Raw genomic sequence first — 16,743 nt, 5'->3', positions numbered from 1 at the left:
TCCCCATTTTTTCGAAAAAAATCCGCCTTCCACGTTTTCATGCCGTTCAGCAAGTTCTCGCTTAGGCCTTAGAGGGATTTCTTTAATTTTGAATTTAATCGAAAAAAAAAGGTGCCATCTGCTTGCAGATTGGCTATATGTATGAAAAAGTTATCTTTTATAGTTGTCTTTTTGCTCTTACTTGGAACTGCTTTTGGGCAGCAGTTTAGTATTTCTGGAAAAATTCAGGAGGCGGGCACAGCAGAAGGTGTCCCCTTCGCCAATTTATTTTTATTAAAAACGAGTGACTCCACCCAGCTACAGGGTGCAGTGAGTGATATCGATGGCAATTTTCGATTTAACAATGTCAGTCGTGGGGAGTATCTGATTCGCATCCAGCTCCTAGGCTACATGACACAGGTGCTAGAGGTGGATGTAGAGGAAAATGTCCGTTTAGGAGTGATCCCTTTGGCCGAAGAGGCCACCGATCTATCGGAAGTCGTCGTGCAGGCCCGCAGACCTACGGGAACGGTACGTGGTGACACCACTGCCTTTAATGCGGATGCGTTTAAGACCATGCCAGATGCTTCTGCTCAAACCCTCTTAGAGAAAATGCCCGGCATCGATCGGGATGGAGGCACGCTGCAGGCGCAGGGCGAAACGATCGCCCAGATTTTAGTGGATGGAAAGCCTTTTTTCGGTACAGATGTGGCTGCTGCGCTGCAAAATTTACCCGCTGAGGTGATTCAGAGTATTGAAATTTTCGATCAGCAGAGTGAGCTCTCCCAGATGACGGGCTTCGATGATGGGCAGCGCCTAAAGACTATTAATATTATTACCAAGCCAGATCGCCGGAAGGGGCAGTTTGGTCGTGGAACGGCTGGCTATGGCTCTGATGAGCGCTATCTGTTGGGGGCTAGCGTAAATTTCTTCGATGAAGATCGACGTTTAACGATTACGGGGTTGAGTAATAATATTAATATTCAAAAATATGCCGCTGACCCGAATGCCCAGAATGATGGCAACCCTCAGCAGGGGATTATTACGACGAATCTGCTAGGATTTAATTACTCTGACAGCTGGTCAGAGAAATTAAAAGTTACCGCCAGCTATACCTTTACAGAGACCGAGAATTTCGGCCTGGAGAGCAGGTTTAGAGAGTTCGTGACTGAAGAAGATAACGATCAAACCTACGATGAAAACAGTCGTGACGTACGGATAAGTCGCCGGCATCAGGCCGATATGCGCCTAGAGTACCAGATAAATGAGCGCAATCGTCTCGTGTACATTCCGCGCTTTAGTGCGCGCTTCGAAAATGAGGATTCGGGCTTCGAGGGAATTACACGAGGAAATGCAGGTGCTCTTCTGAACACCGTAGAAAACAGCCGCATCGGCCGTTTTAAGGATCTCACGACCTTTCACCGCATTTTTTACAGCCATAAATTTGCGAAAGAGGGTAGGACCTTATCGGCCCGCTTCCGCTTTCGCAAGTCCCTAAATGAGGATGAGTCGAACCGTGTGGCGGTAAATACCTTCTTTATGGAGAACATGAGTACAGAGGAAATTCTGGATCAGCTCATCACGCGGGAGCGCGTGGGGACAATGTGGAATACACGCCTATCATTTACTGAACCATTAGGCGAGAACAGCCTGCTTGCACTGGAATACGGCTTGGGGAACCGGAAGGATGATTCCGAGCAACTCCTGTTCGATATCATTTCGGACATTGGTCCTGAAGAGGTGCTGCTTGATACGGCCTTAAGTAATGTGTTTTTCAGCAATTATTTCACGCAGCAGTACCAGGCAGGTTATCAGTATAATACAGAGAAGCTTCGCTTTCAAACAGAGCTACAGTTTCAGGATGCGCGTCTAAATAACGATCAAATTTTCCCTTCCCCCGAGCTGATTACGCGACGTTTCCAGAATGTGCTGCCCAGCCTGCGTTTCGAGTACCGTTTTACACCGAAAACCAATGTGCAGTTCGATTATGATACGTATACAAATGAGCCGCAGGTAGAACAGCTGCAGGCAGCGATTAACAATAATAATCCCCTCCAGCTGCGGACAGGAAATCCAGAGCTGGACCAGGCGTTTACGAATCGTATGCGCGTGCGCTTTCGCAGTAATAATCCGGACACGGACCGCAACTGGTTTCTCTTTGCGCAGGCGCGCTTTACCGATGACCTCATCACAAACAGTGTGTTGATCGCCGAGGAGCCGATCGTTTTAGATGGTGGCGTGGTACTGCAGCGGGGCAGCCAGCTGAATCGGCCGGTGAATTTGGATGGCTATCGCGAGTTTCGCTCTTGGTTTAGCTATGGCTTTCCGGTGGATTTTATCAAGTCCAATTTGAGCTTGAATACCGGCTTTAGTGCCATACGCCGTCCTGGCCAGATAAATGACTTGATCGGCTTTAACAACAGCTTGCGCTACAGTGCGGGTTTTTCCTTAAGTAGTAATATCAGTGAGCGAGTAGACTTTAATCTGTGGTCACGTTCTTCTTTTAATCAGGTGGAGAACAACTTAAATCCGCGTTTGAATAATGATTTCTTTCAGCAGCGGACCCGTTTTAATTTTAACTGGATTATCTGGCAGGGCTTCATTTACCGCTTAGATGTAAACCATCAGATCAACAGAGGCTTGGCACCGGGCTTCGATGCGGATTTTGTGTTGGTGAACATGAGCTTGGGGAAAAAGATTTTTAAAAATCAGCGCGGCGAGGTGAGTCTGATGGTGTATGACCTGTTCGGTCAAAATGCCAATGTGCGCCGGAACATCACGGAGACGTTTATCGAGGATGTGCAGTCGAATGTCCTGCAGCAGTATGTGATGCTGACTTTTACGTATAATCTGCGTCGTTTTTCGAAGGGCATGACCGAGGGCGATTTAAAAGAGATGTTCTAGGGCTTTTTTCTGGCTGGCCTAGCGAACATTTCCGGAGAGGCTGACGTTAAAATTACGTTTTAGCCTTATCTGCATGAGTAAAATTTCCTTTTCTGCTGCCGAAATGCCTCGGGAGCAGGACTTCCGCATCAGTGCCCTTTATCCTTCTCCTATTCAAGTGCAGCTCCAAGCCCTCGGTGTGCTCGTGGGAAAGCCCATTCGGCTACTGCGACAGGCTCCTTTTAGGGGTGCCATGGCCTTTCAGGTGGGGAGCTCACGCATCTGTATCCGGGAGGAGGAGGCAGCCACGATCACAGTGGTCCCTCTATGAGGTGAAAAAGGGCTGACCTGGAAACAAATTTCCTTTGGCGCTAGCCAATCCCCTGCCAGCACGGCCTAAGCCTGCATCAGCCCTGAGCTTTCCTGCTTACACGAAACGAAATATACGTCCTAAACATAAACATTGAGTTCCCTATGGCCGCACAGCCTACCCTCACCCGTACCCGTACCTTCGCCCTAATCGGTAATCCGAATGTCGGTAAATCCAGTCTGTTTAATGCGCTCACGGGCCTTTCCCAGAAGGTGGGCAATTACCCCGGCGTGACTGTAGATAAAATGGAGGGCCGCCTGAGCCTCGGAGGGGAAACCCTGCGGCTGCTGGACCTGCCAGGTACTTACACGCTGCTGCCCAAGTCGGAAGATGAGTCGGTGGCCTTTCGGGTGCTGTCTGGGCTGGAAGAGCCAGTGGATGGCGTGCTTGTAGTGCTGGATGCCACCCAGCTGGATCGCGGTCTGCTGCTGGCGACACAGGTGATGGATCTGGGCCTGCCTGTAGGGCTGCTACTGACGATGAAAGATATGGCGGAGCGCCAACAAATTCAGCTGAAGACACACCTTCTCTACCAGCGCTTGGGTGTGCCTGTGCTGCTTTGTGATGCGCGCAAAAAGGAGAGCGTCGCAGGGGTGAAGGAGCTGCTCGCAGGGGAGGAGCTGCGTGCGCATGAGGCGGTGCAGCTGCCGCTGGAATCTATGCTGCCGGCGGATTTTATCGGCGCCGTCCAGCGTAAGTTTGGCCTGGCCAATGCCTATCAGGCGTATTTATGGACGCTTTTTGGGGCGGCAAATCCCCATCTCGATCGGGAGGGCTTCGCTTGGCTGCAAGAGAAGATCGATGCCTACCCACTGGATCCGGAGGCGCTGCAGCGGGAAGAAATGCGTCATCGGGAGTCGCAGGTACAGGAGCTTTTGGCGGGCGTGGTCATAGAGGCGGCACCACAGCAGACGAAGACCAAAGGGGGGCGTTGGGATTTGGATCGGCTGCTGCTGCATCCCCTAGGAGGCTACTTGGTGTTTTTGGTTTTGATGCTACTCGTTTTTCAAGCGATTTTCACCTGGGCAGAGGTGCCTATGGATGCCATCGATGCAGGTATGGCGGGTCTGGCGGCGCTATTAGCGGAGGTCCTCCCTGCCGGTGCACTAACTGATTTAGTAACGGAAGGGCTAGTTCCGGGACTGGCTGGGGTGGTGATCTTTATCCCACAAATCGCACTGCTTTTTGGCTTCTTGGCCTTTTTAGAGGATTCGGGCTACCTCTCGCGGGTGGTGTTTTTGATGGATCGCTGGATGCGACCCTTAGGGCTGCATGGAAAAAGTGTAGTGCCCCTGATTTCGGGCATGGCCTGCGCGATTCCGGGGGTTATGGCAGCACGCAGCATTTCGAATCGCAAGGAGCGGCTGATCACCATGCTTGTCACCCCTTGGATGAGTTGCTCAGCGCGTCTTCCTATTTACATTATTTTAATCGGGCTTATTTTACCGGACACGAGTTTCCTCGGTATTCGTGTGCAGGCCTTGGCCTTGCTGGGGATGTACCTGTTCGGGCTGGTGGCCACCTTGCTGGGGGCATGGGTTTTACACCGCCTCCTGAAAACCACGGAAAAAAGTTATTTACTGACCGAACTACCCCTCTATCGCTGGCCGCGTCCTGTGGCGGTGCTGCAGGCGATGGTGCAGAAATCCCGTGTCTTCGTGTGGCAGGCGGGACGTGTGATTATAAGCATTTCGATTGTGCTTTGGGTGCTGGCCAGCTATGGGCCTTCGGTCAAAATGGAGGCTTTGGAAGCAGAGGAGGCTTTACAGCTAGCGGCGGCGGAGGATGAAGGACAGGAAGAAGAAATCGAAAGGTATTTTGCCTCCCAGCGCCTGGAAAATTCGTATATGGGCATGTTAGGACAGTTTATCGAGCCGGCCATTCGCCCTTTGGGCTATGACTGGAAGATTGGAATCGCACTGTTGACGTCTTTTGCGGCACGCGAAGTATTCGTCGCCACCGTCGCCACGCTCTACAGTGTAGGGGAGGATGCAGAGGATGTGCGCACTATTCGGGAGAAGATGGCGGAGGCCGTACATGCCGACACGGGAGAGAAGGTATATACGGCGGCTACTGGCTGGTCGCTGATGCTATTTTACGCACTTGCGATGCAGTGTATGAGCACGCTGGCCGTGATGCGACGGGAGACGAAAACCTGGAAATGGCCTTTGCTGCAGGCAGTGGTGATGACCGTGCTGGCTTATGGCGTGGCGGCTTTGGCCTATGCGATTTTAGCGTAAAAAAAGTGGGATGAATATACAAGATTATTTGGTTTTTTTGCTCTTTGCAGGGGTTCTGCTGCGATCCGTATGGCGGTTTTGGCCACGGCCAAAGGCTACGCAGCGGGCTGCTGCTTCTGTTTGCGGGGGCAGCTGTGGCTGCGGGTTTAAGGAGGCTAGGGAAGATGCAGCTGGGGTAAAAGGGCTAAGAAAAGGAATGGGCGCTTGAGCACAAACAACGTTTTGGTGAATATAACTGGCCAAGAAGCTGCCTGAAACTTAGATCTCAGGCATTTTTTTTCTATTTTGGGGGGTGATGCAAAAAAGAAAAGGAGCCCGCTCGATCGGGCAAATACCTGCAGAAATCTTGGCTCAACTCAATAGGGGCCAAATCTCCTCGGCGAATCTGGTGGAGTGGCTGGCGGTAGATCAACAGGTACTTTTGGAGCATGTCTTAGCCCAGTTCGGACGCACTGCGTATCTACCTTCTGTGGGGGAGAAGCTGGGTGGAAAGCAGACAGCAAATGCGCTTCAAAAGCAAATTGGGAAGCTTTTATATCAGCTCGCTGCGGCCGCGGGAGATAAGGAATTCGGGAAGCTACTCTCTCATCACCCTTCGGATACGGTACGCTGCTGGGCGGCCTATTTTATCGCAGAGAGACAGCCTTCTACCTTAGACGACACGCTGAAAGCGCTGCGACCTTTGGCGGCTGATGAGCATTTCGGTGTACGTGAGGTAGCTTGGATGGCATTTCGTCCTCTTCTCCTGCCTCGCATTCCAGAAGCGGTGGAAAAGCTGGTGCCCTGGGTGCAGGACGCTGATGAAAATATTCGACGTTTTGCCAGTGAGGCCACACGTCCCAGAGGAGTTTGGTGCGCCCATAGCCCAGTTTTAAAAGCCGAACCTGCGCTTGGGCTTCTACTGTTAGAGCCTCTGCATGCGGATCCCTCCCGCTATGTGCAGCTTAGCGTGGGCAACTGGCTAAACGATGCCGCTAAAACGCAGCCGCACTTTGTGAGGACGCTTTGTGCCGCTTGGTTGGAAAAAAGTCCTGTGCCCGCCACGCGGTTTATTTGTCAGAAGGCCTTACGCTCTGTGGGGCCAGGCTGAGCTTCTGCTTGTCGCTTTCCGGGGTAACTATCCGCTGCTTTTAGGCAATACTTAACTTTTGGGCTGAGCTTGTATGCGAATAAAAGCGAGTTCATCGTCTTCGGTGTAGAACATCCATAATTTTCCTTTACTGAAAAAAAACTGACCAAGGCTAGCGGGTTTACTCGTAAGTTCGGATTCTCCGATTAGCTTCAGCGCTTCATCGAAGACGCTCAGGTAGAGGGTGTTTCCTGTAGATTTAAACGCTCCATACTCTTCTTTTTCATCCGAGAAGATCGTTTTGCCGCTTAGGCGATAATACAATTTGCTTTCGGGATCGTAGCTTAGCTTGCGATACGAAATGCCTTCCTCATAACTGCGCAGCGCATTCCACATGCCCTCGGAATCCGGTTCTACCTCAGCAGGACCCTTGTAGGGATTTTGGCGACCTACATAAGGTCCGTCCCAGCTGAAGAATTCCAAGTTTCCAGATTCAAAATCGTAGCGATAGGCCTCATTGAACCCTGAGTTTTGGATAAAGAGGTATTCGTCGGAGTGGCTGATGACTGCAGAGGCCCCGAAAGCTCCCATCCACTGCCCTTCATAGCCTATTTTTGTAGTCATTTCTTGCATGCGTTCCAGTTCTGAAAATTGGATACGTTCTAAAACTTGACCTTCTTGGTCGGTACGAAGTAAAAAAGGAGCTCCTCCATTAAAAACATCTTGGTACAGGGCGATGTATTCTTCGGGCCTTTTGGGATTTTCAATCAGTTGAAGCAGGATAAACTCACCTTCTTCTCCGTCTTCTGTTTTCGGCATGGGTAGCGGAATATCCATTAATTTTTTGCCCTCAGGGCTAAACTTCGCTTTTTTATCACGCGCCCAAAAGAGCAGGTTGCCGTCCGGACTGCTGCCAAAACGAGAAAAGTAGGCTCCTGTGCCATCGGGCCCTTCTTTTTCGAAAGCCACTTTTTTGAGGAGCTTTCCTTTTTCCAGGTCGATATGTTCGATGGCATGTGCGTTTCGATCAAAATTATACAACATACGCCCGTCTGGGGAGAGGCTGGAGATAAACAGTGTGTTTTGAATAAAAATAAACGCTTCCCCACTATCGATAAAGAGGGTGTCTACCTCCATGCTCAGCTCGGGCACTTGGTCTGCGGTGCTTGCTTTTTCTTTAGGCTCGCTCGTGCAGGCCAGTAAGCAGGCCCAGCTGCAAAGTCCGATGAGCGAATAAAAAAGGGGAGAGGGATGTAAGCGCTTCATAAACAAAAGGGTTAAGGCATAATAATTTAATTTTACAGAAATATTTTAATAAAAGCAAGAGAAAGAGGATAACGCTGCGAGTTAAATTTGCAGAATTCTACACCGAGCTACGGGGGCTTTCCTTTTGGCCTACCGGCCAAAACAAAAGGAGCAGAAAAAGGATGTTCAGCGAGCCTTTTTAGGGGTGATGATGATGGCAGGATTTCGCTGCTGCAGGGCGTGAATAAATGCTTGCTTGTCTTTAGGGGAAATCAAGATCCTGTCCCATGTACCATAGGTGAGGGCGAGTCTATCCAAAGACAGTGCTGGAGCGCTCTGAGGATCACGTGTTTCGGTAATTTCTTTGATGGCCTGTACCTCGATTTTGGTGTTTACCAGCCAGCCGCAGCGCACATGAAGGTTTTCGTTTTCCAACGTGTATCGCGTGTTTACAAAGAGGTGTCCTAGAAAAAAGGCCACAGGAAGAAAAAGCAGCAGGGCAAGCCAGCCGATCCCTTCGCTAAGGAAAAGGGATACTACTATGCCGATAAGGAGTAGCGGGAAGACCAGCAGTCCCCATGCGATTTTGGAGGGAAACACCTGTTTCATAAGCGCTGTTTATATTTTTTCAGGAGAAAAATACATCTTTTTTTCATCAAGAAGGAGTCTGACAGCGATTAAAATTTTTAGGGGAGCGTAGTCGTTAGTGCTCGTTTGAGGAACGAGGTGTCCTCGCCTAGGGAAATTCTTTTTTGCTTTTCATGTAACAATTTTCTTTTTCCGCATCTAAAGGCAAAATAAACGTTAGAAGCCATGAAAAAAATCGTACTATCCGTAATCGCCGGTATCATTTTTCACTTCTCTACATCGGTTAACGCTTTTGGGCAAGCCATACATGTGGAAGTTTCAGGAAATGGACGACCCCTTTTATTTATTCCAGGATTTACTGTTCCAGGAGAAGTTTGGGAGCCAGTAGTTAAAGCCTTGGAAAACACCTATGCATGTCATGTGATTACCCTAGCAGGATTTGGAGGAAAGGAGCCTATAGGATTTCCTTGGCTTCCGCAGGTAAATGAGTCTATAAAGGAATATATCTTATCCAAAGACTTGCAAGGGGCTTCTATCATCGGGCATAGTTTGGGTGGCACCATAGCTACTTGGCTGGCAGCTCAACAGGAGTTAAGCCTTGGTCAACTTATTTTGGTAGATGCCTTGCCAGCAGCGGGTGCATTGATGTTTCCTGATTTTAATCCTGATAACTTAGCCTATGAGAGTCCTTACAATAAACAGCAGTTAGAAATGACTGACCTTGCATTTGAGCAAATGGCGGATTTTATGTCTAAAGGGATGAGCATCCATGAAGATGCTCAAAAGAGAATTAAAAAGTGGATTTTAGAATCAGACCGTAAAACCTATGTTTACGGCTACACGGATTACCTGAAAATGGACATGAGAGAAGGACTGAAAAAAATTTCCATACCTGTGACTATCATTGCGGCGACAAACCCTTATGGTGAAGCTATGGTCAGACAAACACACGCAAATCAGTATGCAAATTTAAAAGACTATAGCCTTGTGATCGCGGAAGATAGTGCACATTTTGTCATGTTAGATAAACCTGATTGGTTTTTGGAGCAAATTCAGCAGATTTTATCAGCAAAGGAATGACAGAAAAAGACTTTAACCAGTTGTATTACACCTATGCACCGAAGGTTCATCGATTATGCTTAGGCTATTCTTCAGGAGATGTAGAGCTTGCGAATGAGTGGCTTCAGGAAACATTTATTAAAGTATGGAAGCACAGCACTTCATTCAGAGGAGATGCTTCCATAGACACATGGATCTATAGAATCGCCACCAACATTTGTTTAGGGGGAATTCGGAAGATTAAAAAGCAGGTGATGGTTCCGGGTGAGCTTTTGACTGAATCCATCCTAGATGAGCCAGTCAATGACGCGGGAGAAACCATCGAAAAATTGTATGCCTGCATAGGTCAATTGAGCGAGCAAAACAAAACGCTTATTTTACTGGAGTTAGAAAATATACCTCAAGAAACCATTGCCGCAAGTGCGGGGTTAGCGCACGGAACTTTGCGCACCCGATTGAGTCGAATCCGAAAATCATTATTAAACTGTATCACAAATGGAATCAGATAAATTACAAGAATTGTGGAATCGGCAAGTTGGAAAAATGCCTACATTTACTCCCGGTGATATCCTGTTAAAAGCTAAAAAGCAGCGAACAGTACAATATATAAGCATTACAGTATTGGTGCTCACGGCGCTGATCCTTAGTGTATATGCATGGTTTTATGCTTTCAAGCAATGGAACAGCTTTAATTTAGGTCTGTTACTAATGATTTCGAGTTTGGTAGTTAGGGTGCTCATCGAAATGCTTTCTTTCTACAGGAAAGAAAGTCGACTTGTAACCATGGACCACAAATCCTATCACGCCTATCTTAAAAAATATTATGGCATTCGGCGGTTTGTCAACTATCTGATCACCCCTGTAAGTGTGATTACTTATATCATCGGGTACAGTTTACTATTGCCCTACTTCAAAGCGTATTTCTCATACGGATTTTATACCTATATTCAGGTTTCAGGTGCTGTTTCCATAGGAGGGATTATTCTATTGATCCTGTATGGTATAATCAAAGAGGAACGCTTGTTGAAGCAGTTACACGCATCAAGTAAAAATAGAAAGTAATGGAAAGTTTCGGATTAATTGGGCGCCAGCCCACCAAAAAAAAGCAGGTAAATGCATGCATTGCCTACAAAAACTTACCCCTAAAACTGTGGATTAATTCTAGTAAATCCAGACTTGCTATGCCTAAAGCCATTCCCATCCTCACCATCCAAGCGTTTAGCCAGCTCCATTTTTCTAAAGAAGAACTTATAGCGCCGGCAAGAGAAATTAGTCAGGAAGATTTCTTAGTTCAAAGACTAGAAGAATCTACTGCCGGACTGAAATTACCCCTACCTCCTCACAGAAAGACGGTTTTCGATTTTATTTTAGTCCAAAAAGGAAGGGCTGAGCGCTCTTTTGGTCTGAGTACCTATACCTTGAAGACCAATCAAATTTTCCTAATGCCATGTAACGCAATCACCTCCACGCGCTTTATCAGCGAGGACATAAAAGGCTACTATTGTCACTTTTCGAAAAAATTTTTAGACGGCATGCTTCCATATTTTGACAAATTATCTGTTTTTGAAAGAACTGTGCCGGTGAAGGCTTCCCCTTCTTTGGACAACTTTAACTCGGACAATTGAATTTAGTTAATATTATTATTAAGGGTGTTAATTGTGGGTGAAGGTTTCATGCGTACTTCATCTTACCTTTTTCGCTACTAAATGAAAAAAATAAACCCTAATCAACTTATTTTCTGTTGATTAGGGTCTTGCAGAGCAGAGAGTGGGGGATTCGAACCCCCGGTACACTATAACGCGTACGACAGTTTAGCAAACTGTTGGTTTAAGCCACTCACCCAACTCTCTATTTCACGGTTCTTAACCGTTTTGCTGATGCAAATATACCGAAATCGCGCGCACTTTTACAAGCTCCCCCTCCTTTTAAAAGCGCTTTTTTTTGGCTTTTTTAGCTCCTATTCTTTAAATAATTGAGCCTCAACTATAAAAAATCGCTAAAATCAAAGCGAATCCAGCGTCCTGGGATCTGGAAAATACCCGCACGGAAGGTTTCACTACTGATTTTGCCGCTGTTATCGGGTAAAAGCTGGATCGCTTCCGTCTGACCTAAAGTGGCGGGACTCCCTAATACCATCCTGTGCTGCTCTCCATCGAAAACATGCTCCCGGTAGCCCCGAAGTAGGACCACAAAAACCTGCGAACTCAAGCCCTGCAAACGGTAGCCAAGCAGCGCCACATCTCCCGTGCGCACATTGATATCCGCGCCAGTAATCAACCCATTTACCTCAAATTCCCCCACCAGCTCGGCCATATGCTCACCCGGCTCAGCAGGAAGCAGGTAGTAGCGTGTGGTCTCCGTCAACCAATTTTTCGTAAAAAGGTGCAGCATGCCGTCACGATAGAAAAATGCCTCACAGTCGAAATCATGGGCATTCGGACGGAAACTGAAATCGGTCTGATCCGGGTAGCGGAAACGAATAGGGGTAGCCTGCACCGAATTGGACTCCAAAAGATCACTTTGCGCTACGCGCCAAATGACTAAGTCCTCCCGAACCCCATTATTATTTCCGAAATCACCAATGTAGAGATGCTCCGCATCCTGCGCTAAACTTTCCCAGTCGGTATTCGGGGCATTCTCTATCCGTACGCGCCGCTGCACAGCCGAGGTTTCCCGGTTTAGCTGATACACGATGTTCTCATTTCCACTGTCATTTACAGTCCAAAAACTATCGCCGAAAAAGGCCAGCCCTGAACTCTCCCGGATTTCTTCTTCCAAGTCCCGCACTATTTCTGGCGTATAACTGCCCGGTAGGTTACCCGGAAGGCGAATCTCCTCCGTCTCAGTGAAAAATGCGGCTGGCGATAGGCGCACCTCCGCCCCTGGATGCTGAGGCGCTATAATTTGAAAATGTACATGCCGAAAGGCTTCCGCCACCAGGTCACGACGCAGGACACCCCCACGGATACTTTCTTCCACCTCTAAGCGCCCCCGCTGCCCATCTTGGGCATACAGTAAATAGTAGTCGGCCTTCCGGCCAAAGGAAACTGGCTCACCTCCTCCCAGCCAGCGCGGTGGCTGCGGTACATGTTGTGCCGCCACGGTAAACAGGGCATGTTGTGCTGTCAACTCAGGCACAAAGCGCACCTCAGGAGACTGTAGTAGGAGCTTGCCCTCCCCCTGAACGGGCAAAAAGGGGCTAAGGTCTGCCTCTGGGCTACGTAGACTAAAGCGGTACTCCCCACGAGGAAGTAAAAGCGAAGGGTTTTGCGCGATCCTGTTAAGGTCTAGCACTAAAACTACGTCCTCACCACCCTCCATGGCTTGTAAGGTAAAAACCACTTCTTCCGAATAAGCATGCGCACCTAGGTCCGTTTGGGCTTCGCCCAAAACCTGTGTATGCGGCTGTAGCGCAAATTCTGTAAAAATTAAACGGCTCTGGCCCTCCGGTATCACGTCCTGCTCCGTCGAGCCACAGGCGATACAAAGCAAAAGCCCAGCGCCAAACAAGAAGAGAAAAGGGGTTGATTTTGGTAAGATTACCATAAAAACAGTTGATTTTTTTAGGAATTTAAGGTTTCTATCAACAATAATGCCGCGCCTGCGTAAAATGTCTCGATTTGTAAACGCTATTTTTAAGAAAGTGCTACAAAGATACGTTAAAAAATAAATAGCAGGAAAAGCGCAATAGTTTAAACACTCATGCGAACAAACCGTTATGCACCCAAAGGGATATAGTTTCCTTTTGGAGTACTTAGTAAACTAAATTATGAAAAATGTTCTGAGAGATTATCGGAAAAAGTCAAATGGCAACGGGCAAGACACATTAGAGAAGAAAGAGCCGAAACTGCTTATTAAAGACGCATTATTCGTAAGAAATAAAGGGAACCTGGTAAAGGTTAAGTTTAAAGACATCCTTTGGATGAAAGGTGATGGGAATTATACGACCTTAGTGACACGCAGCGGTGTTTATTCCCTGCGAAACATTTTGAAAGAGTTCGAAGCACTTTTGCCGGAAAATGATTTTATGCGCATCCATAAAAGTTATATCGTGCGGATAGACGAGATCCAAACCATCAATCCAAGAGAAGTAACGGTAGCAGAAGATGTAGTGCCAGTAGGTCGCACCTATTATCAAAACTTATTAAATGGGATTAATAAGCTAGGCGCTTCTGGGGGTTCTTCCGATTAATCGGAGGAACCCCAGCTTCTTGCGCAAATGACTAAGAGGCCTTTCGGATCAGAAAGACTTGTTTCGCAAAAGCAAGCGTAAATGTGGCCTATTTTTATGCTTTTCCTATAGGGAAAATGAGAAAAAGGCAATCCGTCGCAGGGAATGTGGTTGCGCTACCGAAGAAAACTTCTCTTGTGACATTTTAGGCCTCTTTGGCGTTCCGCCAAAGCAAACTGCTGTCTCCATAACTTAAAAAGCGGAAGTCATTTTCGAGTGCAAAAGCATATACCTTTCGCCAATCTTCTCCAATAAAGGCTGCCACAAGCATAATCAAGGTGCTACCTGGCTGGTGAAAGTTCGTCACCAAGGCATCACATACCCGAAACCGATAACCCGGCATTAGCATGATGGAGGTTTCTCCTGTTAGTTGTTCCAGCTGCTCCACTTCCATAAAGGCATCGATGGCAGCGAAGGACTCCTGTCGGTTGAAACGTACCGCTTCCTCTTCATAGGGGTATAATTTTTCGATTTGAAAGTAGCGCTCCGCAAACTGCCCTTTGAGTAATTTTACCCCCAGCCAATACAGCGACTCCAGACTGCGCATCGAAGTTGTCCCTACAGGAACGACAGGCCCTTCATGCCGCATCAGTTGCTGAACGGTCTTTCGATGCACGACGATCTGCTCGCTGTGCATGGCATGATGCATCACCTGCTGCTCCTTTACAGGCTGGAAGGTGCCGGCGCCCACATGCAGGGTAAGCTCGGCCATGCGCAGCCCTTTGGCCTGTAAGGCCGCTAAAATTTCCGGGGTGAAATGAAGTCCTGCCGTAGGCGCTGCCACCGCCCCCGCGCTGCGTGAAAAAACCGTTTGGTAGCGCTGCCGGTCCGACTCTTCCGCGGCCCGGTTAAGGTAGGGAGGAAGGGGTACCTGTCCCATAGCCTCTACGATGCGCACGAAGGGGAAGGGCTCCGACCAAGTGAAGTAAACATCGCTGTCTTCTTTGCGCCCGCGGCGCGCCTCCACCCGAACGCTCTGCCCCTCGATCTGCAGGTCCATCTGCAAAACCTCTTCCGTCTTCCACTTCCGGGCATTGCCGATCATACAGGACCAGTGGGCCTTTCTCGTCTCCGCCATCGCCACTTCCATGGGGCTATCCGCGGGCAGCGGCTTGAGTAAAAAGAGCTCGATGCGGGCACCTGTAGGGCGAAAAAAAGCCATGCGCGCCGGGATTACCTTCGTATCGTTATAGACCAGAAGCGCCTCTGCCGGGAGCTCCTCCACGATATCGGTAAAACCATGTGCACTGATTTCACCCCTGCGATAGCGCAGGAGCTTGGAGGCTGTACGATCTGCTAATGGGTAGCGGGCGATCCGCTCATCCGGAAGGGGGTAAGTAAAGGTGTCGAGCCGGAGCTGCTCCAGGTTTTTTTGCCACATAAACGTTTAAAGCTGCGCAAATATACGAAAAAGCCCTTGCGAAGCAGAAACAGAAGCCGGAGATTTGCGTTCCACAGACAGACGTTTTCTTTTCATTTTATTCGATTCTATCCACTATGGCACTGCAGTTTCACCTTTACCCGCATGTCTTGCATTTTCATTTCGAGGCCGGAACCTCTCGGGGAGTCCTGCGCGAGCGGCCTACCTGGTGGATTCGTGCCCAGGATGGGGATCGTGTGGGCCTGGGGGAGGCAGCGCCATTGCAGGGCCTTAGCATCGATGCTTTACCTGATTTTCAGCAGCGACTGGAGGGAGTCCTGGAGGCCGTTTCGGCCAAAGGGGACGCAGCACTTTTCCGTGATGCGCGGACAGAGAAAGAGGTCTTCGAGGGGCTGCAGGGACTCTTGGATGCCTGTGTTCCTGCAGAGCTGCCATCCGCACGCTTCGGGGTGGAAACGGCCCTGCTCTCCCTGTGGCAGGGGCAGGAGGGCTGCGTCTTTCGAGGGGAGTTTTATGAAAAGGAGGCGCCCATCCCGATAAATGGCTTGATCTGGATGGGCGATGCTGAGCTGATGCGCCAGCGAATCGATGAAAAGCTGGCCGCGGGCTTTCGCTGTCTGAAAATGAAGATTGGCGCGATCGACTTCGAACAGGAAATTGCGCTTCTGCGCTACATCCGTGAGCGCTATTCTGCGGAGCAACTGGTCCTGCGGGTAGATGCGAATGGAGCCTTTCGCCCAGAGGAGGCCCAAGGTAAATTAGAAAGGCTAGCGGAGTTTTCGCTGCACAGCATCGAGCAGCCGATCGAAGTGGGGCAGTGGGAAGTCCTTCGGGAACTTTGCGCCCAAAGCCCCGTGCCCATCGCACTGGATGAAGAACTAATCGGAGTGCAGGGGCGCGAAGAGCGTGCAGCACTTTTATCCGCGATTCAGCCTCCTTACATCATTTTAAAACCCAGCCTAGTCGGTGGACTCGGGGCTGCTGCGGAATGGATCACGCTGGCCGAGCAGCAGGGGATAGGTTGGTGGATGACCTCAGCTCTGGAAAGTAATATCGGGCTGAATGCCATCGCCCAGTTCACGGCGCGCTATCCTAACTTGCCCTTTCAGGGATTGGGCACGGGGAAACTGTATACGAATAATGTGGAAAGTCCTTTAGAAATCGCAAGTGGAGAGATTCGCTACCGCCAGCATCAGCCCTGGGGCTCATTTCACCTGGCCGATAGGGCCTTCTAAAATCGTAGCGGGTAGGTGCTGGCATGCTTAGGGAGGCTTTAGCGGGAGCTTGCGCAGCCATAAATGAAAAAAGCCTCTGAAAAATCAGAGGCTTTCCTAAATTAATGATGTAATATCGCGTATTAAGCTCTTTTCACATTCACTGCATTAAGACCTTTGCGACCTTCTTTCAAATCGAAAGTCACGGTATCGTCTTCTCTGATCTCATCTACTAAACCAGAGATGTGAACGAAATACTCTTTAGAAGACTCATCGTCAATAATAAAACCGAATCCTTTAGACTCATTGAAAAATTTAACTTTTCCTGTGTTCATGATAGTGTAATTGATAAATTGATATTTCAAAGGTACGGATACTTTCGACAATATCCCCATAATCCATGAAATATTTTTTTGTGATCTTTGTCATGCGAAAGATATCCTTCTTTTTGAATTGCGAATAAAAGCCGTTATTCCATTAAAAA

General features: G+C 48.6%; 15 protein-coding genes and 1 tRNA gene. 10 read left to right on the top strand and 6 right to left on the bottom strand.

All coding sequences use genetic code 11. The annotated features are described in order from the left end of the window. Positions 1–141 precede the first annotated feature (141 nt). From ACXIT9_RS01275 to ACXIT9_RS01260, 4 genes are all read left to right on the top strand, one after another. Positions 142–2,883 carry an outer membrane beta-barrel protein gene (locus ACXIT9_RS01275; protein ID WP_458054432.1) on the top strand — a complete coding sequence of 914 codons (2,742 nt, stop codon included), beginning with the start codon at positions 142–144 and terminating at the stop codon, positions 2,881–2,883. A gap of 73 nt (positions 2,884–2,956) precedes the next feature. Continuing rightward, positions 2,957–3,193, top strand: coding sequence for a FeoA family protein (locus tag ACXIT9_RS01270; RefSeq protein ID WP_458054431.1), 237 nt, complete (start codon positions 2,957–2,959; stop codon positions 3,191–3,193). 143 nt (positions 3,194–3,336) lie between these two features. Then, the gene (gene feoB, locus ACXIT9_RS01265) at positions 3,337–5,472 is read left to right on the top strand and encodes a ferrous iron transport protein B (RefSeq protein ID WP_458054430.1); all 2,136 of its coding nucleotides are present in this window, start codon (positions 3,337–3,339) and stop codon (positions 5,470–5,472) included. A gap of 295 nt (positions 5,473–5,767) precedes the next feature. Beyond that, on the top strand, positions 5,768–6,562 hold the full coding sequence (locus ACXIT9_RS01260; RefSeq protein WP_458054429.1) for a hypothetical protein: 795 nt from the start codon (positions 5,768–5,770) through the stop codon (positions 6,560–6,562). A 51-nt stretch (positions 6,563–6,613) separates the two neighbouring features. On the opposite strand, the gene ACXIT9_RS01255 is transcribed toward ACXIT9_RS01260, so the two are convergent. Together ACXIT9_RS01255 and ACXIT9_RS01250 are read right to left on the bottom strand one after the other, a co-directional pair. Continuing rightward, a complete protein-coding gene (locus tag ACXIT9_RS01255; RefSeq protein ID WP_458054428.1) occupies positions 6,614–7,807 on the bottom strand; it encodes a DUF4221 family protein in 1,194 nt (397 codons plus the stop codon). 165 nt (positions 7,808–7,972) lie between these two features. After that, the gene (locus tag ACXIT9_RS01250; RefSeq protein ID WP_458054427.1) at positions 7,973–8,395 is read right to left on the bottom strand and encodes a PH domain-containing protein; all 423 of its coding nucleotides are present in this window, start codon (positions 8,393–8,395) and stop codon (positions 7,973–7,975) included. Between the two features lie 204 nt (positions 8,396–8,599). Here ACXIT9_RS01250 and ACXIT9_RS01245 point away from each other — a divergent pair, with 204 nt between their 5' ends. The 4 genes from ACXIT9_RS01245 to ACXIT9_RS01230 are packed head-to-tail and all read left to right on the top strand — an operon-like array spanning position 8,600 to position 11,058. Then, positions 8,600–9,454, top strand: a complete 855-nt coding sequence (locus ACXIT9_RS01245; RefSeq protein WP_458054426.1) for an alpha/beta fold hydrolase — start codon at positions 8,600–8,602, stop codon at positions 9,452–9,454. After that, positions 9,451–9,942, top strand: a complete 492-nt coding sequence (locus ACXIT9_RS01240) for an RNA polymerase sigma factor (protein WP_458054425.1) — start codon at positions 9,451–9,453, stop codon at positions 9,940–9,942. The genes ACXIT9_RS01245 and ACXIT9_RS01240 overlap by 4 nt, the downstream gene beginning before the upstream one ends. After that, positions 9,929–10,495, top strand: coding sequence for a hypothetical protein (locus ACXIT9_RS01235; RefSeq protein WP_458054424.1), 567 nt, complete (start codon positions 9,929–9,931; stop codon positions 10,493–10,495). Before ACXIT9_RS01240 ends, ACXIT9_RS01235 begins: the two co-directional genes overlap by 14 nt. Beyond that, positions 10,495–11,058 (top strand): hypothetical protein, encoded by a 564-nt coding sequence (locus tag ACXIT9_RS01230; protein WP_458054423.1) that lies wholly within the window; start codon positions 10,495–10,497, stop codon positions 11,056–11,058. Before ACXIT9_RS01235 ends, ACXIT9_RS01230 begins: the two co-directional genes overlap by 1 nt. Before the next feature lie 136 nt (positions 11,059–11,194). Here ACXIT9_RS01230 and ACXIT9_RS01225 read toward each other — a convergent pair. Together ACXIT9_RS01225 and ACXIT9_RS01220 are read right to left on the bottom strand one after the other, a co-directional pair. Further along, a tRNA-Ser gene (locus ACXIT9_RS01225) sits at positions 11,195–11,283 on the bottom strand. A 133-nt stretch (positions 11,284–11,416) separates the two neighbouring features. Beyond that, positions 11,417–12,979, bottom strand: coding sequence for a hypothetical protein (locus tag ACXIT9_RS01220; protein ID WP_458054422.1), 1,563 nt, complete (start codon positions 12,977–12,979; stop codon positions 11,417–11,419). Positions 12,980–13,202: 223 nt separating this feature from the next. Here ACXIT9_RS01220 and ACXIT9_RS01215 point away from each other — a divergent pair, with 223 nt between their 5' ends. Then, positions 13,203–13,625: a LytR/AlgR family response regulator transcription factor gene (locus tag ACXIT9_RS01215; RefSeq protein ID WP_458054421.1), complete on the top strand. Its 423-nt coding sequence runs from the start codon at positions 13,203–13,205 to the stop codon at positions 13,623–13,625. 184 nt (positions 13,626–13,809) lie between these two features. Here the strand turns inward: ACXIT9_RS01215 and ACXIT9_RS01210 are convergent, their stop codons facing one another. Further along, on the bottom strand, positions 13,810–15,045 hold the full coding sequence (locus ACXIT9_RS01210; RefSeq protein WP_458054420.1) for an S-adenosylmethionine:tRNA ribosyltransferase-isomerase: 1,236 nt from the start codon (positions 15,043–15,045) through the stop codon (positions 13,810–13,812). Between the two features lie 116 nt (positions 15,046–15,161). Between ACXIT9_RS01210 and ACXIT9_RS01205 the strand changes: the two genes are divergently transcribed. After that, positions 15,162–16,280, top strand: a complete 1,119-nt coding sequence (locus ACXIT9_RS01205; RefSeq protein WP_458054419.1) for an o-succinylbenzoate synthase — start codon at positions 15,162–15,164, stop codon at positions 16,278–16,280. Between the two features lie 122 nt (positions 16,281–16,402). Here ACXIT9_RS01205 and ACXIT9_RS01200 read toward each other — a convergent pair whose 3' ends face one another. Next, entirely contained in the window at positions 16,403–16,594 is a 192-nt protein-coding gene (locus tag ACXIT9_RS01200; RefSeq protein WP_009053385.1) for a cold-shock protein, read from the bottom strand. Positions 16,595–16,743: the final 149 nt, after the last annotated feature.

The organism is Nitritalea sp., from assembly GCF_054166705.1.
The sequence above is the reverse complement of the archived record's forward strand: the minus strand, read 5'-3'. Positions and strand labels throughout refer to the sequence as shown.

Coding starts and splice junctions, on each gene's coding strand:
- ACXIT9_RS01215 (WP_458054421.1), top strand. CDS start 13,203: ATGAAAAATGTTCTGAGAGATTATCGGAAAAAGTCAAATGGCAACGGG.
- ACXIT9_RS01200 (WP_009053385.1), bottom strand. CDS start 16,594: ATGAACACAGGAAAAGTTAAATTTTTCAATGAGTCTAAAGGATTCGGT.
- feoB (WP_458054430.1), top strand. CDS start 3,337: ATGGCCGCACAGCCTACCCTCACCCGTACCCGTACCTTCGCCCTAATC.
- ACXIT9_RS01255 (WP_458054428.1), bottom strand. CDS start 7,807: ATGAAGCGCTTACATCCCTCTCCCCTTTTTTATTCGCTCATCGGACTT.
- ACXIT9_RS01240 (WP_458054425.1), top strand. CDS start 9,451: ATGACAGAAAAAGACTTTAACCAGTTGTATTACACCTATGCACCGAAG.
- ACXIT9_RS01275 (WP_458054432.1), top strand. CDS start 142: ATGAAAAAGTTATCTTTTATAGTTGTCTTTTTGCTCTTACTTGGAACT.
- ACXIT9_RS01235 (WP_458054424.1), top strand. CDS start 9,929: ATGGAATCAGATAAATTACAAGAATTGTGGAATCGGCAAGTTGGAAAA.
- ACXIT9_RS01250 (WP_458054427.1), bottom strand. CDS start 8,395: ATGAAACAGGTGTTTCCCTCCAAAATCGCATGGGGACTGCTGGTCTTC.
- ACXIT9_RS01210 (WP_458054420.1), bottom strand. CDS start 15,045: ATGTGGCAAAAAAACCTGGAGCAGCTCCGGCTCGACACCTTTACTTAC.
- ACXIT9_RS01230 (WP_458054423.1), top strand. CDS start 10,495: ATGGAAAGTTTCGGATTAATTGGGCGCCAGCCCACCAAAAAAAAGCAG.
- ACXIT9_RS01205 (WP_458054419.1), top strand. CDS start 15,162: ATGGCACTGCAGTTTCACCTTTACCCGCATGTCTTGCATTTTCATTTC.
- ACXIT9_RS01260 (WP_458054429.1), top strand. CDS start 5,768: ATGCAAAAAAGAAAAGGAGCCCGCTCGATCGGGCAAATACCTGCAGAA.
- ACXIT9_RS01245 (WP_458054426.1), top strand. CDS start 8,600: ATGAAAAAAATCGTACTATCCGTAATCGCCGGTATCATTTTTCACTTC.
- ACXIT9_RS01220 (WP_458054422.1), bottom strand. CDS start 12,979: ATGGTAATCTTACCAAAATCAACCCCTTTTCTCTTCTTGTTTGGCGCT.
- ACXIT9_RS01270 (WP_458054431.1), top strand. CDS start 2,957: ATGAGTAAAATTTCCTTTTCTGCTGCCGAAATGCCTCGGGAGCAGGAC.